Source organism: Thiomicrospira sp. S5 (assembly GCF_003991075.1).
GTDB lineage: Bacteria > Pseudomonadota > Gammaproteobacteria > Thiomicrospirales > Thiomicrospiraceae > Hydrogenovibrio > Hydrogenovibrio thermophilus.
The window spans coordinates 1,317,672-1,344,352 of the sequence record NZ_CP014470.1; the positions used below are offsets into that span (position 1 = coordinate 1,317,672).

Annotated in this window: 23 protein-coding genes; 17 read left to right on the top strand and 6 right to left on the bottom strand. The window is 47.6% G+C overall.

The window, feature by feature from the left end:
- The first annotated feature begins 11 nt into the window (after positions 1-11).
- The gene (gene thiI / locus AYJ59_RS05920) at positions 12-1,460 is read left to right on the top strand and encodes a tRNA uracil 4-sulfurtransferase ThiI (protein ID WP_127119553.1); all 1,449 of its coding nucleotides are present in this window, start codon (positions 12-14) and stop codon (positions 1,458-1,460) included.
- A gap of 17 nt (positions 1,461-1,477) precedes the next feature.
- Here the strand turns inward: thiI and AYJ59_RS05925 are convergent, their stop codons facing one another.
- Positions 1,478-3,001 carry a lytic transglycosylase F gene (locus AYJ59_RS05925; protein WP_127119554.1) on the bottom strand — a complete coding sequence of 508 codons (1,524 nt, stop codon included), beginning with the start codon at positions 2,999-3,001 and terminating at the stop codon, positions 1,478-1,480.
- 241 nt (positions 3,002-3,242) lie between these two features.
- Here AYJ59_RS05925 and AYJ59_RS05930 point away from each other — a divergent pair, with 241 nt between their 5' ends.
- The 3 genes from AYJ59_RS05930 (at position 3,243) to rlmB (ending at position 8,063) form a co-directional block, all read left to right on the top strand.
- Complete coding sequence (locus AYJ59_RS05930; protein ID WP_127119555.1) at positions 3,243-4,646, top strand: dihydrolipoyl dehydrogenase; 1,404 nt, start codon at positions 3,243-3,245, stop codon at positions 4,644-4,646.
- Positions 4,647-4,955: 309 nt separating this feature from the next.
- Positions 4,956-7,325 (top strand): ribonuclease R, encoded by a 2,370-nt coding sequence (gene rnr, locus AYJ59_RS05935; protein WP_127119556.1) that lies wholly within the window; start codon positions 4,956-4,958, stop codon positions 7,323-7,325.
- Between the two features lie 3 nt (positions 7,326-7,328).
- A complete protein-coding gene (gene rlmB / locus AYJ59_RS05940) occupies positions 7,329-8,063 on the top strand; it encodes a 23S rRNA (guanosine(2251)-2'-O)-methyltransferase RlmB (RefSeq protein ID WP_029938375.1) in 735 nt (244 codons plus the stop codon).
- Between the two features lie 108 nt (positions 8,064-8,171).
- On the opposite strand, the gene AYJ59_RS05945 is transcribed toward rlmB, so the two are convergent.
- A complete protein-coding gene (locus AYJ59_RS05945) occupies positions 8,172-9,377 on the bottom strand; it encodes a PfkB family carbohydrate kinase (RefSeq protein ID WP_127119557.1) in 1,206 nt (401 codons plus the stop codon).
- Between the two features lie 509 nt (positions 9,378-9,886).
- Here AYJ59_RS05945 and AYJ59_RS05950 point away from each other — a divergent pair.
- The 7 genes from AYJ59_RS05950 to AYJ59_RS05980 all read left to right on the top strand — a co-directional run bounded on the left by AYJ59_RS05950 (position 9,887) and on the right by AYJ59_RS05980 (position 18,170).
- Positions 9,887-10,606 carry a helix-turn-helix domain-containing protein gene (locus AYJ59_RS05950; protein WP_029938373.1) on the top strand — a complete coding sequence of 240 codons (720 nt, stop codon included), beginning with the start codon at positions 9,887-9,889 and terminating at the stop codon, positions 10,604-10,606.
- 158 nt (positions 10,607-10,764) lie between these two features.
- Complete coding sequence (gene pal / locus AYJ59_RS05955; RefSeq protein ID WP_029938372.1) at positions 10,765-11,304, top strand: peptidoglycan-associated lipoprotein Pal; 540 nt, start codon at positions 10,765-10,767, stop codon at positions 11,302-11,304.
- 140 nt (positions 11,305-11,444) lie between these two features.
- The gene (pepN, locus tag AYJ59_RS05960) at positions 11,445-14,078 is read left to right on the top strand and encodes an aminopeptidase N (RefSeq protein ID WP_127119558.1); all 2,634 of its coding nucleotides are present in this window, start codon (positions 11,445-11,447) and stop codon (positions 14,076-14,078) included.
- Positions 14,079-14,091: 13 nt separating this feature from the next.
- The gene (locus AYJ59_RS05965; protein WP_127119559.1) at positions 14,092-15,489 is read left to right on the top strand and encodes a penicillin-binding protein activator; all 1,398 of its coding nucleotides are present in this window, start codon (positions 14,092-14,094) and stop codon (positions 15,487-15,489) included.
- An 84-nt stretch (positions 15,490-15,573) separates the two neighbouring features.
- Positions 15,574-16,845 carry a hypothetical protein gene (locus AYJ59_RS05970; RefSeq protein WP_127119560.1) on the top strand — a complete coding sequence of 424 codons (1,272 nt, stop codon included), beginning with the start codon at positions 15,574-15,576 and terminating at the stop codon, positions 16,843-16,845.
- Positions 16,846-17,142: 297 nt separating this feature from the next.
- On the top strand, positions 17,143-17,817 hold the full coding sequence (locus AYJ59_RS05975) for an LPP20 family lipoprotein (RefSeq protein ID WP_164730744.1): 675 nt from the start codon (positions 17,143-17,145) through the stop codon (positions 17,815-17,817).
- Between the two features lie 50 nt (positions 17,818-17,867).
- A complete protein-coding gene (locus AYJ59_RS05980) occupies positions 17,868-18,170 on the top strand; it encodes a hypothetical protein (RefSeq protein WP_127119561.1) in 303 nt (100 codons plus the stop codon).
- A gap of 99 nt (positions 18,171-18,269) precedes the next feature.
- Here AYJ59_RS05980 and AYJ59_RS05985 read toward each other — a convergent pair whose 3' ends face one another.
- The 4 genes from AYJ59_RS05985 to flgA form a co-directional block, all read right to left on the bottom strand.
- Complete coding sequence (locus tag AYJ59_RS05985) at positions 18,270-18,809, bottom strand: PilZ domain-containing protein (protein ID WP_225972287.1); 540 nt, start codon at positions 18,807-18,809, stop codon at positions 18,270-18,272.
- A gap of 170 nt (positions 18,810-18,979) precedes the next feature.
- A complete protein-coding gene (locus AYJ59_RS05990) occupies positions 18,980-19,468 on the bottom strand; it encodes a flagella synthesis protein FlgN (protein ID WP_127119562.1) in 489 nt (162 codons plus the stop codon).
- Positions 19,469-19,476: 8 nt separating this feature from the next.
- Positions 19,477-19,782: a flagellar biosynthesis anti-sigma factor FlgM gene (gene flgM, locus AYJ59_RS05995; protein WP_029938364.1), complete on the bottom strand. Its 306-nt coding sequence runs from the start codon at positions 19,780-19,782 to the stop codon at positions 19,477-19,479.
- A gap of 111 nt (positions 19,783-19,893) precedes the next feature.
- Positions 19,894-20,508: a flagellar basal body P-ring formation chaperone FlgA gene (gene flgA, locus AYJ59_RS06000; RefSeq protein WP_252120223.1), complete on the bottom strand. Its 615-nt coding sequence runs from the start codon at positions 20,506-20,508 to the stop codon at positions 19,894-19,896.
- Positions 20,509-20,788: 280 nt separating this feature from the next.
- Here flgA and AYJ59_RS06005 point away from each other — a divergent pair, with 280 nt between their 5' ends.
- The 6 genes from AYJ59_RS06005 (at position 20,789) to AYJ59_RS06030 (ending at position 26,577) form a co-directional block, all read left to right on the top strand.
- Positions 20,789-21,766, top strand: a complete 978-nt coding sequence (locus AYJ59_RS06005; RefSeq protein ID WP_127119564.1) for a chemotaxis protein — start codon at positions 20,789-20,791, stop codon at positions 21,764-21,766.
- 26 nt (positions 21,767-21,792) lie between these two features.
- Complete coding sequence (locus tag AYJ59_RS06010) at positions 21,793-23,091, top strand: hypothetical protein (RefSeq protein WP_127119565.1); 1,299 nt, start codon at positions 21,793-21,795, stop codon at positions 23,089-23,091.
- 340 nt (positions 23,092-23,431) lie between these two features.
- Complete coding sequence (flgB, locus tag AYJ59_RS06015; RefSeq protein ID WP_029938360.1) at positions 23,432-23,833, top strand: flagellar basal body rod protein FlgB; 402 nt, start codon at positions 23,432-23,434, stop codon at positions 23,831-23,833.
- Positions 23,834-23,835: 2 nt separating this feature from the next.
- On the top strand, positions 23,836-24,246 hold the full coding sequence (gene flgC, locus AYJ59_RS06020; RefSeq protein WP_029938359.1) for a flagellar basal body rod protein FlgC: 411 nt from the start codon (positions 23,836-23,838) through the stop codon (positions 24,244-24,246).
- Between the two features lie 9 nt (positions 24,247-24,255).
- Positions 24,256-24,939: a flagellar hook assembly protein FlgD gene (locus AYJ59_RS06025; RefSeq protein WP_127119566.1), complete on the top strand. Its 684-nt coding sequence runs from the start codon at positions 24,256-24,258 to the stop codon at positions 24,937-24,939.
- 15 nt (positions 24,940-24,954) lie between these two features.
- Positions 24,955-26,577, top strand: coding sequence for a flagellar hook protein FlgE (locus tag AYJ59_RS06030; protein ID WP_127119567.1), 1,623 nt, complete (start codon positions 24,955-24,957; stop codon positions 26,575-26,577).
- The last annotated feature ends 104 nt before the right edge of the window (positions 26,578-26,681 follow it).

A 26,681-nucleotide genomic window follows, 5' to 3' on the forward strand; every position in this document is an offset into this window, starting at 1 on the left:
GAACGTCGTTTATGAAATTTATTATTAAGCTGTTTCCGGAGATCATGGTCAAAGGCCATGCGGTTAAGAAAAAAATGGTCAATCAGCTGCATTTCAACCTCCGGAATTTGCTGGGCCGAGGCATTGCCGAAGTCGAGACCAAGCGTTACTGGGATAAAATTGAAGTTTTCTGCCAACCGGATGAAGCGGATTTTGTGCGCCAAGTGTTACTGAATACCCCGGGTGTGGAACAGTTTTTGGAGGTAGAGCAATTCCACGCCACCAGCCTGGATGAAATTTCGGAGTTGGTGGCGGCATTTGCCTTGCCGAAAATCGACGGTAAATCGTTTGTGGTGCGAGTAAAACGTACCGGAAACCACTCTTTTTCCTCATTTGATATGGAACGAACCATCGGTGCCTACTTGTGTCGCCACGGTAACCCGGCCAAAGTGGACCTGCATCATCCGGATGTGAAAATCGAACTGGAGTATCACCAGGATCAATTGAATATTGTGAAACACCGTCGGCCAGGCCTGGGTGGTTTTCCACTTGGCTCCCAGGGGGACGTTTTGTCCCTGATGTCCGGAGGGTTCGACTCCACAGTGGCGAGCTATTTGACCATCCGTCGAGGCTTGAAAACCCATTTCATCTTTTTCAATCTGGGCGGCGCGGCACATGAAATCGGCGTCAAGCAAGTGGCCTTGTATCTGTGGGAAAAATTCAGTGCTTCGCATCGGGTGATGTTCGTCACCATTCCGTTTGAAGATGTGGTGGCGGAAATTTTCCGCAGTACACCGGAGCCGTATATGGGCGTGACATTGAAGCGTTTGATGATTATGGCCGCGGAAAAGGTGGCGGATGATATGGGCATTGATGCGCTGGTGACTGGGGAGTCGGTCGCGCAGGTGTCGAGCCAAACCTTACGGAACCTGGCTTTGATTGACCAGGTGTCTGAAAAGTTGGTGCTGCGCCCTTTGGCGGTGATGAGTAAGCCGGATATTATGGCAATTGCCGACCAAATCGGTACACGTGAATTTGCCGAAAATATGCCGGAATATTGCGGTGTGATTTCGCAAAACCCGATTACGCACGGGTCTTTCAAACGTATGGCGGTGGAAGCGAAAAAATTCGATTACAGTGTGTTGGATCAAGCGGTGGATTCGGCGGAAGCGATTCCGGTGGATTCGATTATTGAAAATGTCAACCAGGCTCAAGCGGTGGAAATCATCGATGACGTTGGGCCGGACGATGTCGTCATTGATATTCGCAAATCGGAAATGGCTAAGGCGCATCCGCTGTCGATGGAGGGCGTGTTGACAATCCCTTTTCATGAACTCAACCGAGCCTTTAAAAAACTGGATGCTTCCAAGCGCTACCTGCTGTATTGTCAGAAAGGGGTGATGAGTCAGTTGCATGCCCAGTATTTACGCGATGCGGGCTTTCAGAATGTGAAGGTCTATCGCCCGAAGTCCACCGGCTAGTCGAGCCGGCATTCAAATCAGTCGTTATCCGAGGGCCTGAAAAGTTCGACTTGGCTGGCGTCTTGAATGCCTTCATCATCATTATCCAGCAGTAAGCGTTTGTTTTGATCCAGTCGTTTCGATGCGTCGAGGAAAATACGCATTTTTTGAATGCTGGTGACGTAGTTAACGGTCTCGTGGCCGATGACCTGCCGGGCAGTGGTTTCCACATTGTAAAACCATTTATAAGGGTTGAGCCCCAGTTCGCGGGTTTTCTGTTGCAATTGCAAGACCTTGCGCGGCCCGGCGTTATAAGCAGCCAGGGCAAAGTTTTCCTTTTCTTCCGGTGTATAGTCATTGCTTGAAAAATAGCGGTCTCGTAAAAATGCCAGATACTTCACGCCGGCGTGGATGTTGGTTTCCAGGTCGGAAATATTTGGCAGGTTAACGTTGCGGTCCCGTGCTGTGGACGGCTTGATTTGCATAATGCCGATGGCGCCGGCATGGCTTTTCTTCTTCGGTTGGAAGCGTGATTCTTGGTATGCCAGGGCGGCGATTAACTTCCAATCGAAGCCGTAAAATTCGGCATAGAGTTGAAAGTAATACTTCAAGCAATCCACTCGTTTCAGCAGATCATGAGTCAATGGCCGTTCAATCCAATAGGTGTCTTCGAAATATTTGCGGTAAACGGCGTTGCCTAAAAAACGCCCAGGCTTGGCGTAGGCTTGAATGAAGGCATTGAGTGAGGCCAATAATTTCGGATGGTTTTTTTGAACCGCCCAGGCGATATCGCTGTTGTGGTGGATGACGATGTTCGGATGCAATTCGATGTTGTCGAGAATCTTTTGCCAGATGTCCGCGATATGACTGTCGACCACAGTGTATTGGTAAATGTCTTCATTGAGCATTTCCAGTATGTCTTCGGCTTCGACCAGCGGATCAGCCTTGATGATTTCCATGGTCGGTAACCCTAAAAAGCCGAGGGTCTGATTGATGCGCTCGAGGTGAATGATGTAACTGCTGTTGCGGACTACGATGACGCGTTTACCTGAGAAATCTAGCAAGCTGTTGATGGGAGGCGCCATCTTATTGGAGACCAGAATTTCTTTGACGTCTTCGATATACGGTAAGGTGAAATCAACCAAGGCCTTTCGCTCGGGCGTAATCGTGAGGCCGGAAGCCGCAATGTCGCCATACCCGGCCTGTAAACTGGGCAGTATCTTGTTGAAAGTGGTCGGAATAAAGGTCAAATGGGTTTGATAGCGCTGACGCCTGGGGCCCCGGTTCAAATAAGCTTCATAAGCCATGAGCAGGTCGTATTCCACACCTCGAAAACCGCGTGGAGTGAGGAAAAAGTTGGTGCGGGTGTAGCTGACGAGGACTCGAATCAGTCGCCGTTCTCGCAATTCGGGCAAATCCCCGTGAAACGGTTTGAGGATGCGTTCCGAAATCGATATTTTGGGTAAGGGTACATTCTGATCCCCGAGTGATGAAATCGGTGCCAAGCCGAATGTCACTCCTAGGGCGGAAAACAGTAACGCGCGTTTCGATTTCTGTAGCAAACTCGTTATCTCAAATGGATCAGAAGGTTTGATTGTATTTTGGCGGGCGTATTAATCAAGTCATAATTAAGAAAAAACACGGTTTTCGGCTTCATTTCTTTAAGTTGTCATAATCTAGCGGTAGAATGAACCCAAACTGTGCGTTAAATTACGAGCAGCAGAAGCGGCACCCAATGATGGTACTTCGTCGTCTGTGGCACGATTGAATGCAACTGAAAATACGTTGAGAGATGGAAAAAGAATGAGACAGGTTAAGTACATTATTTTGGGTGCCGGCTCGTCCGGTTTGACGGCGTTAGGTCAGATTCGTCGTGAAACGGACGATTTTGTCATGATTAACGGCGGGCATTTCGGAACTACCTGCGCGCGGGTGGGCTGTATGCCTTCGAAGGCTCTGATTCATTGCGCGGAGCACTTTCATGCCCGCAAGCATTTCTACGATTTCGGTATCGATGGGGCCGATGGGTTGACCATTGATCAGCCGGCGGTGATGAAACGGGTTCGGGCGTTTCGGGACCGTTTCACCAAAGGTGTACAGTCCGGATCGACGGATACTTTGACCGAAGAACAGCTGATTAAAGGCTACGCCAAGTTTGTGGCGCCGAATGTTGTGGAAGTTAATGGCGAACGCATTCAAGGCGAACGTATTATCATCGCGACTGGTTCTCGGCCGGTGGTGCCGACTCCTTGGAAGACGGCGTTGGGTGATCGTTTGCTGACCAGCGATGAAATTTTTGAACTTGAGACTTTGCCGAAGCGCATTGCCGTCATCGGTTTGGGCGTGATTGGCCTGGAATTGGGCCAGGCGCTGTCGCGCATTGGAGTGGACGTGATTGGGTTTGAAATGACCAGTACCATTGCCGGGCTTCGTTCGCCGAGTGTTTCGAAAGAGGCCGTTAAATTGATTTCCAAAGAATTTCCGATTTATCTGGGAGAAGCGGCGGAAATCGAAGCGACGGCATCGGGTGCGAAAATCACGGTTTCCTCCGGCACCTTTGAAGTGGACGCTGTGCTGGCCTCGCTTGGACGCCGTCCGAATATCGACCAAATCGGTATTGAGCATTTAGGCGTCGAACTGGATGAGCGGGGGATGCCGCCGTTTAATCTGCAAACCATGCAAGTGGCCGACTTGCCGGTGTTTATCGCTGGAGACGTCAATGGCTTCCGTCCGATTCTGCATGAAGCCGGACACGAAGGTAAAATTGCGGTATTGAACGCCATGCAGTATCCGTCTATTCAGTCCTATAAGCGTAAAACCGCTTTAGGGGTGGCATTTACCGACCCTCAAATTGCGTCGTTTGGTTGTGGTTATGACGATCTGGACCTGGCGGAATCGGTGGTGGTTGAGTTCAACCTGGAGCGCAACAATGGCCGAGCCATTGTGATGGGCGAAGATCGGGGAATGATTTCCTTATATGCCGATAAAGTTTCGAAACGCTTGGTCGGCGGAGAGCTGATGATGCCGGAAGCCGAACACCTTGCGCACTTACTGGCTTGGGCGGTTGAACAGGAAATGGACGTGTTGCAGTTGGTGAGAATGCCTTACTATCATCCAGTGTTGGAGGAGGCGGTCGAATCGGCCATTCAGCTATTGGCGAAAGAATTGTATTCGCCGGAAACGCTGAATGCCTTGGAAACTTGTTAAAGACTTCTGCTGACAAAATGCCGGGCATGGGCGAGGCGAAAATCTTAATACTTACATATTGTTATAATTGGTATATAATAGGCGCGCCCGATGCGTTCGGGCTTTTTAAATAGAAAATTTGAATTCGACCGAATGTATGGAAAGAAGGCCGCCTTGTAAGGGGCCGTTCGGACGGTTTAAATCGAGTGAAAAATCCTTTAAAGTGTGGAATAAATAACTTTAGATTTTTCAAAAATAGACACAAAAATAGTTGAATTTCGAGTGACTGAAAAAAGTAAAAATGAAAATATCGAGTCGTCGCCAGAGACGATGACAGAAGAATCCCACCCACAAATCCCATCTGATAATCGCACCGATACGCCTCCTGCGGATCCGCATGCCGATCGCGAGGCCGATAAATACGACAATCCGATTCCGAGCCGAGAGTTCATTATCGATTTGTTAGAGAAAGAACAGAAGCCGATGCGTATCAAACAAATCGCCGATAGCTTAGATATTGACGATGATGAGCGTTTCGAAGCCTTATCGCGCCGTTTGAAAGCCATGGTACGGGACGGGCAGTTGTTGCGAAACCGTCGCGGGGCCTTTGGTTTGATCCAAAAAATGGATTTGATTAAAGGGAAAGTCATTGGTCACCCGGGCGGTTTTGGTTTTGTTCAACCGGAAGACGGTGGTTCCGATTTGTTCCTGGGTGACCGGGAGATGCATAAGGTTTTCCACGGCGATTTGGTAATCGCTTCCGTCATCGGCGTGGATCGCAAAGGTCGTCGTGAAGGCATGATCGTTGAGATCATCGAGCACGCCAATGAACAGTTGCTTGGTCGACTGCATTTTGAAGACGGTTTGGCTTGGGTGCAACCGACCAACAATAAAATTGCGCAGGACGTTTTCATTCCGCAAGACGGCCTGTTGAATGCCGAAGAAGGGCAAATTGTTCTGGTTGAGGTGATTCACCAGCCAACCAAGCGTTCCAGTGCCATCGGTAAAGTCATTGAAGTGATCGGGGATTATCTGGCACCGGGGATGGAAATCGATTCCGCGATTCATGCCTATGATATTCCGAACGAATGGTCAGAAGATACAACCAAACAGTTGGATGCGATTCCCGATGAAGTAACGGAAGCGGATAAGGAAGGCCGCAAGGATTTGCGAAGCTTGCCGTTGGTGACCATCGATGGCGAAGATTCAAAAGACTTCGATGACGCGGTGTTTGCTAAACGCCGTAAGAAGGGATGGCGACTGGTGGTGGCGATTGCCGACGTATCGCATTACGTGAAACCGGGCACACCGTTGGACAAGGAAGCTTACGAACGTGGCAACTCGGTGTATTTCCCACAACAAGTCATTCCGATGCTACCGGAAAAACTTTCCAACGGTTTGTGTTCCTTGAACCCGAAAGTCGACCGTTTGTGCATGGTGTGCGATATGTATATCGACGATGACGGTAAGTTGGAGAGAACCCAGTTTTACGATGCGGTGATGAACTCCAAAGCCCGTCTGACCTACAACCAAGTGCATGAAATGTTGACGGACGAACAGTCCGAACACCGTCAAACCTTCGCTGAATTCGTACCGAACATCGAGGATTTGAATGACTTATATCAAGTGTTGAAGAAAGCCCGTGAAGAACGCGGCGCTTTGGATTTCGACACTACGGAAACGCGTATCGTCTTTGATGAGAATCGTAAGATTGAGAAAATCGTTCCGGTAACCCGTAACGACGCACATAAATTGATTGAAGAATGCATGTTGATGGCCAACGTGGCAACCGCTCGTTACCTGAAATGGCATAAAATTCCGATGTTGTACCGTGTGCATGAAAAGCCGTCGGAAGAGCGCTTGACCAATTTGCGTACCTTCCTGGGCGATTTCGGCCTGACACTGGAAGGTGGCGATGAGCCGGATGCACAGGACTATGCGGCCGTTTCCGAAGCGGTCAAAGGAACGCCACATGAACACCTTGTGGAAACCGTGTTGCTGAGAAGTATGAACCAAGCCGTCTATCAGCCTGAGAACCAAGGGCATTTCGGTTTGAATTACGAGTATTACACCCATTTCACCTCGCCGATTCGCCGTTATCCGGATTTGTTGATTCACCGTGCGATTCGCTTTGCCTGGACCAAGCAAGCGGTTACGGAGTTCAATTATTCGGAACAGGATATGAAGTCTTTCGGTGATCACTGTTCTTCGACCGAAAGACGTGCCGATGAAGCGACACGTGATGCCGTTACTTTCCTGAAGTGCGAGTTCTTGTCGCACCGGTTGGGAGAAGAGTACGACGCCGTGGTGACTGCCGCGACCAACTTCGGGTTGTTTGTCGAACTGGATCCGCTTTATGTCGAAGGACTGGTGCACATTACCGAGCTCGGTGAAGATTACTTCCATTACGATGCGTCTCGTCACTGCTTGAAAGGTGAGCGCACCGGTAAAGTCTATCGATTGGGTGACCGCTTGAGAGTGCAGGTGGCACAGGTCAATCTGGATGATCGTAAGATTGACTTGCGTTTCCTGTCTTCGGAAGAGGACGGTGACTCAGAGACCACGGCTGAAACCAAGCCAGAAGGTGCGGAAACTTCGGCAGACGAATCGGAAGAATCCAAACCGAAGAAACGCAAGCGTTCCTATCGTAAAAAACGTGGTGGCCGCGGGCGCGGCGGTAAGAAAAAAACGGGAAGTTAAGCCGTGAAGCAAGATACCCTTTACGGCATTCACGCAATTGAAAAATTCCTGAAGCAATCCCCACATCTCGTTTATTCACTTGTCTTCCAAAAAGGCGTCGAGAATAAACGCATCCAAGGGCTGATGGCGCAAGCCAAGTCCCTTGGCATTCAATATCAATTCGAACCCAAGTCTTATTTCAATCGTTTCGATGCCGTACATCAAGGTGTAGTGGCGACAATTGCCAAACAGGCGGAGTTACAGGAATCGGACTTGTTGTCGATGATGGAAACTGAAAGTCAGCCGGTTTTTCTGTTTTTGGACGAGGTGCAGGATCCGCATAATCTGGGCGCAATTCTGCGAACGGCCGATGCGGTCGGCGTGACTGCGGTGGTGCTTCCTAAGCATAATTCGGTGGGGGTGAATGCCACGGTTCGAAAGGTGGCTTGTGGCGCGGCTGAAACCGTTAAAGTGGTTGTGGTCGCGAATTTGGCGCGTACCTTGAAAACGATGCAGCAATCCGGACTTTGGGTCACCGGCTTGGCCGGTGAGACCGATTCGACCATCTATGATATGGACTTTACCGGGTCGGTCGGCTTGGTGATGGGTGCGGAAGGCTCCGGATTGCGGAAACTGACGCGTGAGACTTGCGATCACTTGGCTGCGATTCCGATGGTGGGGGCGGTTGAAAGTTTAAACGTTTCCGTGGCCACCGGCGTGACCTTGTATGAGGTGTTTCGTCAGCGGCAGCGTAAATAAGGCCGTCACGTGCTTTTGAGCGGTGTTTATTCATTAGCATGAGGCTTTTCTGACAAGCCTTCTTACTTCTATAACTTAAGTCAAGAACGACCAGGCCTGGTCGTTTTTTTATTGTGCCAGGTAAATATCCCCTTGCTCGTCAATTTCAATCGCCACAGTGGTGAGCTCGTCATTGATGCAAGGACCTTCCACGCAGAGTCCGTCTTCGATATTGAAAAAGGCATCGTGCACGGAACATTTCATGGTCTTATCGAAAGGATTGACGTCAATCTTATAGGCTTCATTCAGCGGCACGTCCTGATGCGGACAGTTGTTTTCGTAAGCCTTGATGCTGTCTTCGTATTTGATGAGCACCACGGAATGCGCTAATTCGTCACAAGGCACGACCAGTGTTTTGGCATTTGTCACTTGTTTGATGTTGGCCAGCGGCCGTTTATCTTTGATTTCCGTCATCAGGTTATCCAAACCGGTTTGGCGGCATTTTCGTGCGGCCAGTCGGCTGCCGGCATGCACCGCTTCGGACAATGTCTTTCCGTTTAACAGGCTATCAATTACGCCCGCATTGAAGGTGTCGCCGGCGCCTAGGGTATCGACGGCCTGAGGAATGGTTTCAATGGGTTGGTGTTGAACCGGCTTGTCGGGGGACGCATACCAGGCGCCTTCGGTTCCCCAGGTACAAATCAAGTGCGCTTGAGGCGCCTTCTCTCGCATGGCTTCCAGTAAGGTTCGACCATTGGCATACCCTTTGGCTTTGGCATAATGATGCGAGAAGAAAATGACGTTGGCCTGTGGCAATAAAGCTTCGATGCCGTCGCGGGGTTTTTCCACTTCCAACGAAATCGGCTGATGACTTAGGAAGGTTTTGGCAATGTTAAGCATGCCACTCAGGTTGTCGATGTTTCGACCTTCAAAGTGCAGCCAATCATATTGTTCGATTTCGACTTTGGCAAAAAAATCGAAGTTAAGCTCCGGCAAATCACGATAGTGGGTGATGGTTCGGCTACCGGACGCTTCATTCAGTAACACATAAGAGGTTGGCGTCTGGCCTTGGATAAAGCGTTGGATGTGTTCTGTTTGGATGCGGCGCTCTTGCAAACCGTTCAATAATTGTTTGGAACTTTGGTCGCCACCGAGAGTGGTCATCAGGCTGGATTCATGCCCCAGTTGATTCAGGACATAAAGGCTGTTGCACACATTGCCGCCGACTTGGTGATGACGAGATAGCGCGCGCAGCTCTTCGTCTTCGTGGGGGTAGTGGTCGGTTTTCAAAATAATGTCCAAAACCGCATTGCCGATGCCTAAAATTTTTGCCATGACGTGTTCCTTAATGATGACCGTTTTATGACGCGAATTTTACCATAAATCCAATGTTTAAAAGGGGTGCGAGCAGTTTGTCGGTAAAAGTGAATAATTTCAAAAAAAACTTGACAAGCGAATAGCCGATATTAGTTTTTGTATTTAATTTGCATTCTAGTAATGCTTATTAAGATATTGTTTTTAAAATGTAAAAGATATTTTTATATTTGTTGGCATGGTTTTTAATTGGCCTGATTATAATCCACAGAAGCTGTGGATAACTTTGTGAAGACTTCTTTTTGAGGTGGCTAAATGCTTTAAAAATGTTACTGTTTTTATAAATTGATTAAAAAATAGGCAGTCGGGATTGATAAGAACTTTTAAGTAAAAAATAAAATTATTTTTCGCTGAATTTTTATGTTTTTTGACGAGCCGGAAAGTGCGACGCATTTTTGGGATATTTGGTGCCCCTGAAAAAAATATTTTGGTAGAATCGCGGAAAAGGGATTTTAAAAGAAAGTGGCGCTATGACAGAAAAGCATTCCGGGTTTAATGCAAGTTGCTCCAAATGTGCAATGCAAGGGATTTGCTTTGCCAACGGTTTGTACGATACCGATATTGAGCGTTTGGACCAACTGGTCGACCGCAAGCCGTCCTTGGTGAAAGGGGAATATCTTTATCAAGCGGGCGAGAATTTTACGTCGCTTTATGCGATTCGAGCCGGTATTGTGAAAGTCTACTCCGTTAACGAGCATGAGCAGGAAGTGATCCATGGCTTCTATTTGCCGGGGGATATTGTCGGGATGGAGGCTTTGGCGTGTTGCCGCCATGAATTCTACGCCGTGGCGATGGATACCACGACAGTCTGTGCGTTGCCTTACGAGCAACTCACCAAGCTGGGAACGGAAGTCCCGAACCTGAATGCGCAAATTTTCAGCTTGATGAGCCATGAAATTGTCACCGGGCGCCTGCATTCCACGATTTTGACCCAAAAAACCGCCGAGCAGCGGTTGGCCGATTTTATTTTGATGATGTCCGAACGCCTTCGGGCACGCGGGTATGAGCATACTCAGTTCCGGTTAAATGTGTTGCATCGCGATGTGGCCAGCTACCTTAACCTGACGCCGGAAACCGTTTCTCGCATTCTTGGAAAATTCCAAAAACAGGGTTGGATGAGCTGGAAGCGCAAGGAAGTGGTTATTCAGGATATGGAGGCCTTGCAGGCAATGGCCTCATCGGCGGGTTAAACCGTTTTAAATAGCGGTTTTGGAGTAAATAAAGTCTAAAAAAATAAGGTTTTTTACATAAATTCTGAAATAGAGTTCAATTTTTCTTAGAATTCAGGTATATTTGAATTTCGGTTATATTTTAAATACGTTTTTTTAACATTTTAGGGAGATTTACGATGTCTTTATCCGGTCTTAAACAACTATTTTTAGTTGGCTTTTTGGGGTTCGCTCTAGTCGGTTGTAGCTCAACGCCAACGACAGAAGAATCCGGTTCAGCAGATGCGCAAGCGGAAACGGCAGAACCAGTTGTTGTTGAACAAACAGAGGTGGTTGAAGTTGTCGAAGCAACCAACGATGCTGGTCAAACGGCCGCTGAGTTGAAAGCCACTTTGCAAGGAAAAGTCGTTAACTTTGACTTCGATCGTTCCGAAGTGAAAGCAGAGTTTTATGAAATCATTAAATTGAATGCCGATTACATGGCATTGGATAGCACGGCAAACGTCACTATCAAAGGTTACTGTGACGAAAGAGGTACGCGTGAGTACAACTTGGCGTTGGGTGAGCGCCGTGCAAATGCCGTGAAAAATGCATTGGTTGCTGAAGGTGTAAGCCCAAGCCGAATCAATGTCATCAGTTACGGTGAAGAGGATCCAGTTGATCCAGCGCATACTGAAGCGGCATGGGCGAAAAACCGTCGCGCTGAGTTCTCTTACTAAGACATTTCTGTAACTTTCCCTAAAAGCCTTTCTGCCTTTGGCAGAAAGGCTTTTTTTTTCAGATTTTTTTGTCCCAGTCTTTTACAATCAAACGTCTAACCATTCAATAGTACGATTCAAGCGAGTTCCTGATAACAGCTATGACACAAAATTTACCTAAAACGCATTATTTGACCGACTATCAACCACCGGCCTTTGAGGTTGAATCTCTTTTTCTGACATTCGAATTATTACCCAACGGTACACGGGTGACTAATCGCATGCTGGTTCGCCGGGAAAAGGATTTGTCCGCGCCGCTCGTGTTGGATGGCGAAGGGCTTGAATTAATTCAAGTCGACTTGGATGGTGTGGCCCTGATGCCGACGCAGTATGACGTCACCGATACACAGTTGATCTTGCCGGATGTTCCGGAACGTTTTGAGTTGGAAATCGTTACCGAAATCGACCCGGAAAACAACACGCGTCTGGAAGGGTTGTATCGGACCAGCGGTAATTACTGTACCCAGTGTGAAGCGGAAGGTTTCCGTCGCATTACCTATTATTTCGACCGTCCGGATGTTTTAACCTATTTCACGACCAAAATCATTGCCGACAAGCAAGACAATAAGGTATTGCTTTCCAATGGCAATCTGGTGGAAGTCGGGGATTTGCCGAATGATCGTCATTATGCGATTTGGAAAGATCCTTATAAAAAGCCTTGTTATCTTTTTGCATTGGTGGCCGGCAACCTGGAAGAAGTGGAAGACACGTTTATTACCCGGGATCAGCGTCAGATTGATTTGCGTATTTACGTAGAACCGAAAAACCTGGATAAATGTGAGCATGCAATGGAATCGCTGAAACGTTCCATGAAGTGGGATGAAGAACGTTTCGGTCTGGTGTATGACCTGGACATCTATATGATTGTGGCTGTAGATGACTTTAATATGGGGGCTATGGAAAACAAAGGTCTGAATGTCTTCAACTCCAAATATGTTTTGGCCAGGCCTGAAACCGCCACGGATGCGGATTACGAAGGCATTGAATCGGTTATCGGGCATGAATATTTCCATAACTGGACCGGCAACCGTGTCACCTGCCGCGATTGGTTCCAACTGACGTTGAAGGAAGGATTGACGGTTTTTCGTGATCAGGAGTTCACTTCGGACATGCTGTCTCCGGCGGTGAAACGCATTGAAGACGTCAAACGGTTGCGTAACAATCAGTTTCCGGAGGATGCCGGGCCCATGTCGCACCCGATTCAGCCGCAATCGTATATTGAAATGAATAACTTCTATACCATGACGGTGTATGAGAAAGGCGCGGAAGTGGTGCGTCTTTACCATACGTTGTTGGGTGAAGCCGGTTTCCAGAAAGGCATGCAGTTGTATTTTGACCGGTTTGACGGTCAAGCGGTTACGGTGGAAGACTTTCGAAACGCCATGGCCGATGCCAATGAAATCGATTTGGCTCAAATGCACAACTGGTACACACAAGCGGGTACCCCAACCTTGAAGGTAGAAAAACACTTCGATGCGGCGACCGGTACTTTAACACTTCATTGTGAACAATCCTTAAAGGGCCAATCAGCCCACGCACCGTTATTGATTCCGGTGCTGTTCGGGTTTCTGAATGATGATGGTCGGGCGTTGCCGGTCAGGCCTGGTGAAAATAGTCGAAATAAAGTCTTTGAAACCGAAAAAGGCCATTTGCTTAAGCTCACGTCTCTTTCAGAGACGTTTGAATTCGCCGGACTTTCTCAGGAACCGCATCTATCGTTGTTGCGGCATTTCTCCGCGCCGGTGAACCTGGAATATGCGGCCAGCGACGAGGAATTGATGATGTTGGCCTCGCACGATGCCGACAGTTTTGTGCGTTGGGAATCGATTCAGACCCTGGCGTTGAAAAACATCGAAGACAATGTCGCTCGTTTTCAAGCGGGGAATGCGATGGTGTTTTCCGAGCATTATCAGCAGGCTTTTCAGGCGGTGTTGGAAGCCGAGGGACTGGATCCTGCACTCAAAGCGTTAGCAATTGGGTTGCCGGACTTGCCGTATGTGTTTGAACAGTTCGAGACGATTGATGTCGATGCTGTCCTGCAAGCGGTGGAATATCAGAAAGCCCAGATTGCCCAAACGTTTGGTGGCGCTTTGGACAAAGCGTATTTGGCTCACTGTTCAGAAAAAGCCTATTGCTATGACAAACACGATATGGCGGCGCGGATGTTGAAAAATCAGTGTCTGGCCTATTTAGCTTATGGGGCGGAACCGGTGGGTCGGGCAGTGGCGCAATATGAACAGCAACAAAACATGACCGATGTTTTGGCGGCCTTGAATGCATTGAATCACTTGGCCGTACCGGAAAGAGAAGCGTGTTTATCCGATTTTTACGAGCGCTGGCAGCAAGATACGTTAGTGATGGATAAGTGGTTCTCGCTGCAAGCACGATCGGAATCGGAGCAGGCTTTGCAAGACGTGCGCGGTTTACTGGAACATCCGGATTTCAATTACCGCAATCCCAACCGGGTTCGCAGTGTGTTGGGTGTGTTCGGGCGTTTGAATATGAAGGCGTTTCATGACGCGTCTGGCGAGGGGTATGCCCTGTTGGCCGAAGAAGTGCTTAAAATGGATAAAATCAACCCGCAAGTGGCGGCCCGTTTGGTAACGGCTTTCACTTCCTGGAAGCGTTTCAAAGGTCATCGTCAGGATAAAATGCAATCGGCCTTGCAGCATATTGCGGCGGATAAAGCGCTGTCGAAAGATGTTTATGAAATCGTTTCCAAATCGTTAGAGTAGATTAAAAGGCATCATGAAACGGCATCGAAATCTGTTGGCTTGGAGTATGGTGGCAATATTTGCCTCTCCGTGGGGCGCTGTCGCTGAAGAAGGTGAAGTCATCACGCCATTGTCGGACAACCCGGCTCCGAGCGCGAATTTAACCTTGGATCAGCAGATTCAAATGATTGATGTCGAAATTCTGCTGCTGAAGGCGGAATTGGCACAGAAAAACCTGCAGGTTTCGCAAGTCGGCGTATATTTGTCCGAACTGAAAGCACTGTTGCCCATTGAAAGTTTAAGTTCGCAAATGCAAGACCGGGTGGCGCGACTGCAAGCCTATTATGACTCGGCGCAGTTAACGACCTTACCTTCAACAATGGGCTTTCGCTTCAATGCCCGGAAAATGTTAGCGCTCTTGCCGATGACCGGGCCTTATTCTCAAGCGGGGCAAGCGGTTTATCAGGGATTGCAAGATGCTTTTCACGACATGCCCATGCCGTACGATTTAGACGTTCTGGACACCAATATTTATGATTCCATGTTCGAGGCATGGGAGTGGGTACGCCTGTATCAGCCCAGTTTTATTTTTGGCCCCTTGCAGAAGGCGCATGTAGCGGAATTGAAAAACCTCGATTTGCATACGCCGGTGCTGGCTTTCAATGAACTTCAGGAGACGGAAGCTCGTGACGCGCTGCGTGCTCTGGCACCGTCTTCAATGGCCGACTCGGTTACCTCTCTGGTACGGTATTTACAGAATAGCCATGCGCATCGAATCGTGGTGTTGACCGATGGCGATGATAAGTCTGAAGCACTTGTCAAACGCTTCAAAGAGACGTTGGCCCCCGAAGATGACTCGGTCTTTCCGGTTAAGATTGTCGAGGTCACGAAAATCGAATCCCATGTCGATGAGGCTTTGGAGCGTGCCTTACACGCTCAGCAGTCCCAAGGGCGTAAAGGGTGGTTACAGCATACGATTGCTCACTCACTGGTGTTTGAAGAGCGTCCGAGACAAGATGTGGATGTTGTGGTCAGTTTTTTGCCTTACCGGCTGGCCATGCAAGTTTCCCCGTTGCTGGAGTATTATCACTTGAATGCTTTGGCACATTACTGGTTGCCTTCTGATTTGCCGCCGGCCGATCAGCTGATGACCAGCCTTCCTTATTGGCAGTCTACTTCTGCCATTCTTCCAAGCTACTACGCTGCTCAGGTTCAGAAAAAACAGTCTTCGACGGCTGCGGATTCAGGAGTTGGCATTTTTTATGCTTTAGGTCAGTTGGCGGCAAAAGCCGTTGTAAATTTGACGCAAGAGAATGTACATGTCATGCGCTCCGAACTGGGGGATTTAAGTGTGGACAGTGAACAGCACTTCCATTTCTATCCTGATGTCTACTGGTTGGACACCGGCGTATTCGAGCGATTGACACCGTAATTTTAAGCGTTCTTGCAGGTCGCGGAAATGGCCAGGCCTGGTGATATTAAGAAACCGATAATTGGCAAGTTTGGGGAATAAGCGGTGGCTGAATCCAATGATACCATTGATCCGAATGATCTAGACAGCATCGATGCCTTGTTAGACGAGGCGGAGCTGGAAGCGATTTCGAATGATGATGACCAAGGTGGTGAAACGGAAGCGGATCAACCCGAGGCCGACACTCCTCTGGAAGAAGGTAGTCTGGATGATTTTCCGAAAGAGGAAGAGCCGGAACCAGAACCGGAGCAGGTGGCCGAGCCTGAACCGGAATCAGAGCCCGAACCCGAGCCTGTCGTCGAAGAAATGCCCGATGTCGGTGGCGGGATTATGGATAATTTTCCGTCACCGGATGATGAAGCGGAGCTAGAGCCGCAACCTGCTGCGCAGCCTGAACCCGAACCGGCTCTGGAACCGATGTTTAAAGATGAACCGGTGGCCGAAGCCAGTGGAACTAATATAAATGACGAACCGCCTGCTCCGGCATCGATTGTTGAGGACGGTGCGGAAAACTTTTTGCAAAAGCGGGCGGCATTGCAGCAACAGAATCAAAGTCAAAACCAAAATCAAAATACGTTAACGGTGGCCGAAATGGACTCAATTAAAAAACTGATCATTATTTTCAGCTCAATCACAATCACATTGGTCTTGGTGGCGATTGGTACCGGGATTTGGGCCGCTTTGGCATCCAATCCTGGCTTGGATGAGGAAGCCAAGTCGCTTCTGGAGGATATTCAAGCCGGTTCGACGCAAAGCATGATTAAAAGTTCCAGTTCGGAGAAAACCGTCAAGGAACTGGAGAAAAAATTGGATGCCTTGAGCTTTCAAATTGAGCAATTGAACCGGGACTTAATACAAATGACACCATCTCAAGGCGCGGACACCGTGTCCGATGTATCAATTGATGGCAATAAAGATAGTCATAAGACTGATAAAAAAGATTCAGCGGTTGCGGTGATTCCTCAGCCTAGCCAGCCGGTTCCGGTGCCGCAGAATATCCAAGTATCGGCGATGGATCCGGAGTTGGCGAAGAAAATGGATAAAGTCAGCTCTCGAATGGTCGTTACACAAAGACGAGTGAATGAAATTAACAACCGTATCAAGTCGCTGCAGTCCCAGTACAAATCGATTTTGAGAACGGTCAAAAAAGTTGAACAGGGCATGCTGGAAGAACAGGTGAAGGTTGCGGAAGAGCAAAAGAAAGCCGAGGAACTTGAAAAATCCCAGCTGGCCAAACAAAAACAGCGTGCGATGGAAAAGGCGAGAGCTTATGAGTACAGTGCACCGAATAACCCGTATTTCGATTCGTATCAGTAATGGGAATGCTTGAGGGCTAAAAAGATGACAGGAAACGGTTTGTATAAGATGGTTTGGCTGTTGATGGCCAGCAGTCTCATGACCGCTTGTACTGGAATGGATGCGAAATATCGTGTGCCGGATTATTACACGACTGAATTAATACCGAAGCATTATCAACCAGGGCCGGAATATTCCGTCAATGGTCTGAGGTGCAGTGAACAGATTAACCGGTGTGAGCCTGAGCGATCCAACCGTTGGATTACGCATCGCGCTTACCCCAAACCTTATTTTTTTGAGTAAAACGGAGACACTGTTATGAATAAACAGAGCTTACTTTTCACAACCGCTTTGGCCAGTGCTATGGTCTTGGCGGGTTGCAGTACCCAACCCAAAGTGGAATCCACTTCAACATCTACACCTGCCCCTGTGCAAACGGTTCAGCCGCAGCCTGCACCGGCACCTGTAGCGCCAGCAGGTTCTGCCAGTATGTCGGATCAGGCCGCTTCTGAAAAAGAAGCGCCAACAGTGGAAGAAATGGTGGCGAAACAGCCGGTGGTTTATAAAGTTCCTAAAAGTGCTTTACAGCCTCAGCTGATTAAAATTTCCGGTATCGGTTATGGGGCCGAAAGTACTTATGAAGGCTATACGCCTGGACAACGTCGTTTGATGGCGATTCGGGCCGCGAAACTAGATGCTTACCGTTCATTGGCCGAGCAGCTGTATGGTATCAAAATCGACAGTAATACGTCGGTTGCGACTTTGACGGCTCAAAACGATAGTTTCCGTGCAAGAGTGAATGCGATTGTGCGAGGTGCGCGTGTTGTCAGTATCACACCAATGGCCGACCACAACTATGAAACCATTCTGGAAGTCTATATCGATAAAAGTTTCTTCCATAATGCCTTCGTTTATTCCAAGAAAGAAGAAGAAACCACCATTTCGGCGGAAGATTTGTGCCGTACTCTGACTTGCCATACGATTGGAGAGTAAGAGATTTGAATGAAATGGGTCGTCATCGTGGCGTATAAGGAGAAATGATAATGAATCGAACAGCCATTTTGGCTTCGGCCGTGATCATGCTGTTGACCTTTCAATCGATTGCGGAGGCGGCAAGCATCAGCACCCGTGTGCGGATTCTGGAAAGCAAGGTCTATAAGCAAGGCAAGCTGATTAAGGAGCAAGCCAAAAAAGACCGGGCTTACACCAGTGATTTGAAGCAGGGGCTGAAAGAGATTGAGTTGCTGAGAATCGAACTCCAGAAGTTTATGCGTCAAAAAGAAGCGATGGAGAAAAAGCCGTCGTCTTATGACGGAGATTTGGATCGAACCTATTCCTTTCCTTAAAGATGTGTTTTCGACTACTCAAAAAAATAAAACCGGCGAAAGCCGGTTTTTTTATGTCTGAATTTTGTTACACGGTTTGAAACCGGTATTCAAAGATGTTCAGTCGGTCTGTTGTTTTTTCATTTGGTTGGCCAACTCGATTTCCTTGCTTTGAATGAAGTACACCAATTTACGGCGATCGTCTTCCGACATGTTTTGATATTCCAATGCCACGGTTGTGGCTGAGCCGTCGGCTTCCGGAATAACCTTAACGATATTGCAACGGACCAATACAGGCGATTCATCTTCAAGTGGTTGGATCAGCAAATCCACTTTATCATTGGCGTTGACGTTTTCCGTTACCTTGATGGCAAGGCCTCCAGCGCTGATGTTCACCATGCGCTGTGGAATAGCGTGAACCAATTGTTTTCTGTCCACTGTCTGAAGCAGAAAGTTGATTTTGCTGTTCATCGCGGTCAGCGCAGTCGCCAATAAGGCACTTTTTTGACCGATTTGCGAGATGACCGTGCTCAATTGCTCATCCAGCTGGGTCAAATTTTCCATAAAGTATTTTTCGATATAGCTGGCATCAGGTGAGGTGGGAAGTGGTTGGTTAATGGCCTCTTCTTCCGGTACGATTCGGTAACTGCATGGCAGCATGACATCTATTCTAAAAAAAGATCGACTGTTTTTCGAAGACATAGGGTTTCTCTTCTAAGTTGCGTTTGCTGAATATCTTAATCGATATGCATAAAACGAGTGTATTAAATTCCAAAGAATCGTCAAGCAGAATTTACGCCAAACGGTGATGGCACTGCTGAAGGAAGGTTTCAGGCTTTTCCAAGTGGATTGGATTTTTGATCGCTGGGAAGTGTTTTGCCGGAAGCGCTATATGTTTTTCCGTTTTCATCTCGACCGGTTAATAAATTGATGGTGGTTTGGTTGAGGTTGCGGAGTGCCTGTACCGTCATGCCGTTGACGGCATTGAGTTTGTGGCATTGTTTGGCTTTTTCGGAAATTTTTTTCAAAGACTGTTTGTTGCTATCCGTTAACCCCGGTATTTCCAGAAGTGACAAGTTATCCAGAGAAATACGAGCGTCCTGGTCATGTGTCAAAAGAGTATGGGTCAGTTGGTCGAACTTTTCGGTGACCGCTTCGGATAAGGTTTCTTTTTGTTGGAGGATCTCGGAAAGAGAGGAAATATCTGGAGACTTTAAAACCGCGGCCTCGTCTTCCAAAGCCGTTTCAAATTTGGACAGTAGGTCAAGTAGCTCGGACAAGAGTGGGGATAAAGTTTGTGTGTCGGCTACTTGACTCATTGTTGCACTTAATTGCCTGCGAACAGGGCTTCAGTTTGAATCAGTTTATTGGCGACTTTTTCAGCATCGACTTGATAAGTCCCATCTTTGATGGCGGCTTTCAGTTCTTCAATTTTCGCTGAATTGTCAACGGTGCTGGCGGCCGCTTGCTTTTCAAGCGTTTGTACTTGGGTCGAAACGTCTGTCAACGTGACTTTATCCGCACTGACATTTGATTGCGATGCGTTTTGCGCACCGGCATTTTTGGGTGAACCATTCCCCGAATCGTTCAATCGGTTGTTCACCAGATTTTGATTAACACTTTTAATATCCATAACGGTATCCCCAAACCTTTAATGTATTTTAACAACTTGTGATATTTGTTCTAGTACTTTTAACGGCTGATTGTTTCGATACTTTAATTTTTTTTTTACGTATTTTTTGTCTTACGGTACTTCGACGGTATTTGGAGCAATAACTATGCCTTTTACGACTTTCTTTGAAGAAAGGTTTCTGACTGGGATTTGTTGGTTCTTCACGCCATTTTTCAAAGCCACTCCAATCGACTTAACCTTGATGTGGCCGACGCGGGTGATGATGGTCACGTTATTGTCTTCAAACACCAAATAGGGTGGTTGAAGTTGACGAACCGTCAAGATCGTATTGGGTGGAATAGCGCGTTTCGCACGCATTCCAACGGCTCGCTCGGCATCAATCAGGGCGCCACGTCGAACTTTTTGGTAAGGCATGAAAACCCGTTTGACGTCGCCAGGTTGGATAACGGCCTGTTTCAGGATTCCTTTAGTGGAAATGACGACGGGTAAATCGCCCTCTACCGTGGCGGTGACGAAAATTTTCCATTCCGGGTTCGGGCATTGCAGTTTGAAGGTCATGCGGCCATAAATTTTTTCGGGGGCTTTGTCTTCCAGTTCAAGTGGCTCTTGGCAACGTGAAAGTCGTAACCGGTCACTGAATTCCATAATGTCAAAAGTCGCGTTATGTACTTTTTGGTCGGTTTTTTGCTTTAGGTGATTCAGCACCATGTCATAGAGTGCTTGCATCGATTGATGTTCAGCCTTAGAACCGTTTTGGGAGGCTTGCGTTAGCGATGTAAAGAAGAGGCTTGCGATTAGCGCTAGCCCGAATAGAGGCAAGTGTTTAATTGTCCATTTTATGAGTGAATGCATAGGTGACTTTGCTTACCGGCTTGTGTTTTGCTTGCGTTAACGAATTCAGTTATATTAACTGATATTGATTGAATTATCATTGTTGTGTTTGTTGTCGGCTAGAGGAAGGCGTTGACTAACAGACTACAATGATCAAATGAGGAAGGTGGCATCCATGTCAAGTTTTCTAAAAGGGGTTGACCAACGAACGTCGCTTGCGGGCATGAACCGCATGGAGTTGTTGCTGTTTAAGATTCACGGTAACCAGTTGTTCGGAATCAATGTCTTCAAGGTTCGTGAAGTGATTCGTACACCATTTATTTCACCGGTCCCGAAAGCGGATTCGCGAGTGGTGGGTGTGTCCGATATACGCGGACAAACCATGCCGATGATCGATTTGGCGAAGTCTCTGGATTTGCCGGCTGTTCCGGCCGATAAATATAACGACTCGCTGACCATTGTGACCGAATTTAACAGTTCGGTTCAGGGCTTCCTGGTTGAAGATGTCGATCGAATCGTCCATTTGCGCTGGGAGGATATTTTGCCGCCGCCGGATTCATTACAGAACGTCAATTACTTGACGGGGATTACCCGGGCTCAGGATCAAATCGTTGAAATCGTCGACGTGGAAAAAGTGCTGGCCGAAGTATCGGGCATGCAAGAGCAGATGTCGGATGAGTTTTTACATCACAATCAATCCAAAACAGAAGGCCATGACTTCTTTGTTTTGGCTGCGGACGATTCCGCTGTGGCCCGTAACCAATTGAAAACCACTTTGGATAAATTGGGAATCACCAACAAGATCGTCACCAACGGTCGTTTGGCACTGGACTTCCTGAAAAAATGGGCGGACGATGCCGACAAAGACATCAGTCCTCCGGTCAAAGATCGGGTATTGATGGTCATTTCAGATATTGAAATGCCGGAAATGGACGGTTACACCTTGACGACCAATATTCGTAAAGATCCCCGTTTAAGCGATTTGTATGTGGTGCTCAGTTCGTCATTGAGTGGTGGTTTCAATGCGACGTTGACCGAAAAGGTCGGTGCCAATAAGTTCATGTCGAAATGGCATCCGGAAGAATTGGCGCAGGCCATTATTGACCGAATTGATGTTGTCACCGCCGAAAAGCAGCAAGCGCAAGCGTCCTGAATAGAGATTGAGAGACTGATTCTGTTATGAAAAACTTGGCTACGGGGCTTATTTTCGTTTTGTTCACCTTGGCTCAATTGTCGAGTCCTGCCGTTTGGGCCGAAACCTCTGTCAAAGGGCCGAAAAAAGAATACCCAACTCGTTGCGTGGTCGTGACCGGGGTGGCGTCCATGGACGGTGTTTCCAAGGAATTCGCCCGACAAATGGCCATTCGTAACGGTTTGAAGCAAGCCAGTATGCAAAGTAACCTGAAAATTTCTTCCGACCAGGTCGTGAAAGACTTTATGTTGTCCAAGGACGCGACGCGTTTTACCTCAAACAGCAAGGTTTCCCAGTTTCTGATTGTCGAAGAAGGTGTGCAAGAGGCGGACTTCAATGACCGTTTCGACGATAAAGGCATTGAAATTCTGGATGAGCAGAAACTCAAAAAAATGGAGACCTATCAGGTCAAAATGGAAGTCTGCCTGACTGAAGACCCGCAAGCTTGTAATAACGTGCCGGGAAACCATTATCAGCCGAAATTGGCCATTGCTCGTCCCATCACCACCGACAGCCGAGGTGCGACGGATATTTCCAACTTGTTGGGCGGGTTTCAGACCGAGTTGCAACGTCGACTGTATGAGGATGGTTACCGTAATATGGTGATGATCGAGGACAGTTCGTTATTGGATACCACTCAGGCGGTGGCACCGAACTTGTCGCCGGATGTCTTGGAGCCGATTCGTGAAGGGACTGGCGCACAATATCTGTTGTTGACAGTGATTCGCTCGGTTTCAAGGCATAACGATGACCCGAAATTGTGGAACGACTTCAAGCGTTTTTACAGTCGTGAGGTTCACCCTAATTCCCGTTTTATTGAAACCGATACGTATATTGTCGATTTATACAATTACGATATCGTATTGGAGAAGCGTAACGGTTTTGATATTAAAGGTGACGTGACGGTTGGGCGGGAGCGTCCATTTGGCACCAATGCATTTTTCGCCACCAATACAGGGATGGTCTTTCATGCGTTGTTGAATAATTCGACCCAGCAAGTGTACGGTTATATGCGTTGCAAACCGGTTGAGACCCGTATTATCGATATTCGCGGTAACGATTATGTGATTTACCTTTCCAACGAGTCCGGCGCTCAAGTCGGGGATGAGTTGGCGGTTTATCACAATGTCGGGCGACCGGTTCGCTATCAAGGCAATGACTTGGGACTGGATTCCGAGCCGACCGGCTTTCTTAAAATCAAGCGGATTCAATCCCGTTTCGCGGTGGGCGAAGTCTTGGCGAAAGACGGCCTCATCCAGATCGGCGATAAAGTACGCTCCTGGTAAAATTCGGAATATCTTTCCACTTCAAAAACGGCCAGGCCTGGCCGTTTTTGCCTGATTTATTTCTGATACCAATCTTTCCATAAGTAAAACTATTTTAAAAACAAATGGTTATGTTTCTATTCGGCAACTTTTGCCGAATTGGGAAAAAAATTGCCATTTTTTCCTAAAGTTTTTCTAAAGCCGGCCGATATACGGCCGTTTTTCCTGTCCTTTAGCTTTTTTTGCATATTTGGCACTCCTATTGCTACGTTTCGATAGAAAAATAAAAACAATAGTATTTTGACGGTTGTTTGACAGAACCTCTGCCACGACCGAAAAAAAGATCAGAAAGGAAAAATATATGGAATCTGTTTTTGGCATACATGAGCAAGCCTTAGCGGTTCGTAAAGAGCGCCAAGGCATTTTGGCCAACAACCTGGCCAATGCCGATACGCCGAACTTCAAGGCACGTGATCTGGATTGGCGTAAAGAACTGCAAACGGCGGAAGAAGATATGCAAACCAGCCGTTATAAACCGGATTTGAAAGTGACGAATAGCCGTCATATCGAAGGGTTTGCCGAGGCGTCGACCGACGATTTTTTGAAATATCGCATGCCGACTCAACCGTCTTTGGATGGCAACACGGTCGAAACGCATATTGAAAAAGCGCAATTTATGGAAAACGCCATGCAATATCAAGCGACGCTGGAATTTGTGAATAGCAAAATCAGCAGTATTCGCGGGGCCTTGAGAGGAGAATAATCATGAGTATGTTTCCAACCCTTGATATTTCTGCAACCGGGATGCATGTTCAAACGGTTCGATTGAATACCATTGCTTCGAATATGGCGAATGTCGACAGTATCAGTTCCAATTCGGATGAGACATACCGTTCCAAGCAACCGGTTTTCAAGACCATTATGAATGAAGAAACCGGTCGTCCGCAAGGCGGTGTCATGATTGATGACATCGTAGAAAGTGAGGCACCGGCAATCATGGAATACAGCCCGAATCATCCGATGGCGAATGAAGATGGCTATATTTATCGCCCGAATGTGAATGTGGTGGAAGAAATGGCCAATATGATGGATGCGTCCCGAACTTATGAGACCAACATCGAGGTGATGAACACTACCAAACAATTATTGTTGAAAACTATCCAACTGGGTAAATAGGAGTGAACGATGGCAACATCCGTATCAAATAACTCATCGGACTATATTGCTTCGTTGCAGCAATCTTCAAACCCTTCGGCGTTTGCGCCGAGTCAGGCAATGGATCAGTCGGATTTTTTGATGCTGTTAACCACACAGTTGCAAAACCAAGACCCGACCAAACCGATGGATCCGACCAGTTTCGTAACCGATTTGACACAAATGAGCCAATTGGAAGCGACTAGCGCCTTGAATGAGTCGGTGGTAGCGATGACGCAAGGTTTCCAAAACCTTCAGACCATGCAAGCTTCGTCATTGATTGGCAAATCTGTGCAAGCTGAAGGCGTTGAGTTCAGCCATACCAAAGATCAAGACTCCAATATCAAGTTGGATCTAGGGCAGGCGTTGACCGATGTCACCGTGATCGTATCCGACGATGACGGCGTGGTGAAAGAAATGTCGCTGGGCGATATGGAATCCGGCGAAGAAATCATTTCATGGGATGGTGTCGATGAAGACGGTAATTCGAAAGCTTCCGGTGTTTATAACCTGGTGGCCTACGGAACGGATGCAGACGGTGAACTTCAATCAATTAATACAGTGGTTTCGACCAAAGTGAATAGCGTGTCGATTAATTCGGACGGAACCATGACATTAACGCTGGCAACCGGGGAATCGGTGGATATGTCGGCAGTAAGAGAAATCAGTGAGTAAAAGAGGGCTAGGAACATGGCTAATTATGATTTAAATGCGGTAAGTGGTATTAATGCGGCGTCGAACGGCTTGGCGGTTATTTCCAATAACTTAGCCAACGCCGAAACAGTAGGTTTTAAAGCTTCCCGGGCGGAGTTTTCCGACTTGTTTTCCGGGTCTCAAAGCTCGCCAGGGAATGGTGTTCGAGTTGATGCCATTACACAAGATTTCACTCAGGGAACACTGAATGATACCGGTCGTGAACTGGATATGGCGGTTGATGGTGAAGGCTTTTTCATCCTGGAAGACAAAACCGGTAAATACGAAAACGTTTATACGCGTAACGGTTCTTTCAAATTGGACAAAGACGGTTACATCACTGATCAAAGCGGTAATAAAGTACAAGGGTATTTGTTGAACGAAACGCTTTCAACCGAAAATGAACCGGTTTTTGAAACGACACTGAGCTCCATCGACTTGGACGAATTGAATAAAAAACCACAAGCAACGGATGAGATGACTTATGACATCAACTTGGATGGTCAAGAAGTCAACAATGTTGACCCGGCGGGTACTTCGTCAGCGAATGACAACACGGATGATTCCATTGGCTCTTCCGAAAACTTGACAACTTTGATGCAGCCGGCTCAAGGGACTTTTCAAGGGTCATCTGACTATGCAACTAAAAAAACCATTTTCGATAGTTTGGGCGGTGAGCATCAATTGAATATCAGCTACTACAAACGTGATGTGGTTGATGCGGCGACATCTGATATTGATGCGAATGGTATTCCGACCGCAACATCCGGTGATCCTGGTGTGAAATATACATCTTGGTTGGTTCAATATACCATTACTGATGATGAGGGTAATTATACTGGGCATTTAGCAGATACAGCCGGTAACGTATTGGATGACGGGACCAACCCTTATGAGGGGCAAGTTTATGAAATGCGTTATGATACTGACGGTAACCTGTTGGGAATCTATCAGCCGGATGACGGTGCCGGGAATTATGATCCGACTCAAATCAACCCAACGTCCGGTGGTGTGGCTGACACCGATGCGGCGGTAGGGGCGACGGCGAATAACTTATCCACGGCGCCAGCCGGAACCTGGGCGCAAGTAAATGGAACGCCAACCTTGAATTTTGTGGTCGACAATCCTTTGACAGGTGCAACCGATCCGCTGGGTGGCGAGATTGCTGGAACACCGGACAATTTCCAAATCGAGTTGGATTTCACGGAAATGACCCAGTACTCCGGTTCTTATGATTTGGGAGGGGTATCTCAAAACGGTTATCAGGTGGGTGACTTGGTTGGCTTGACGACTGGCTCTGACGGGACGATTGAAGCACGTTACTCTAACGGCCGTTCGGTACCGGTAGCGCAGCTAGCGTTGGCAAACTTTACGGATAAAAACGCGCTTGAAAAATTGGGCGGTCAAACCTATGCAGAAACATTTGCTTCCGGTACAGTTCAGATTGGTTCGCCGGAACAGAATGGTTATGGTTCTATTACTGCCGGTTCTTTGGAGTATTCAAATGTGGATACGACGGGTGAGTTGGTTCATATGATCCAAACTCAACGAACCTATCAAGCCAGTGCTCAGGTTATTTCAACGTCTCAGACATTGACACAAACGATCTTGAACCTGTAAAAGCGTTCTTGAAATCATAAAAAAACCGGCATTTCTTGCCGGTTTTTTATTTCAGTCCTTCCTATATAGGTTTATCGGCCGAATTCTAAAGGCTTTAGTTCTTT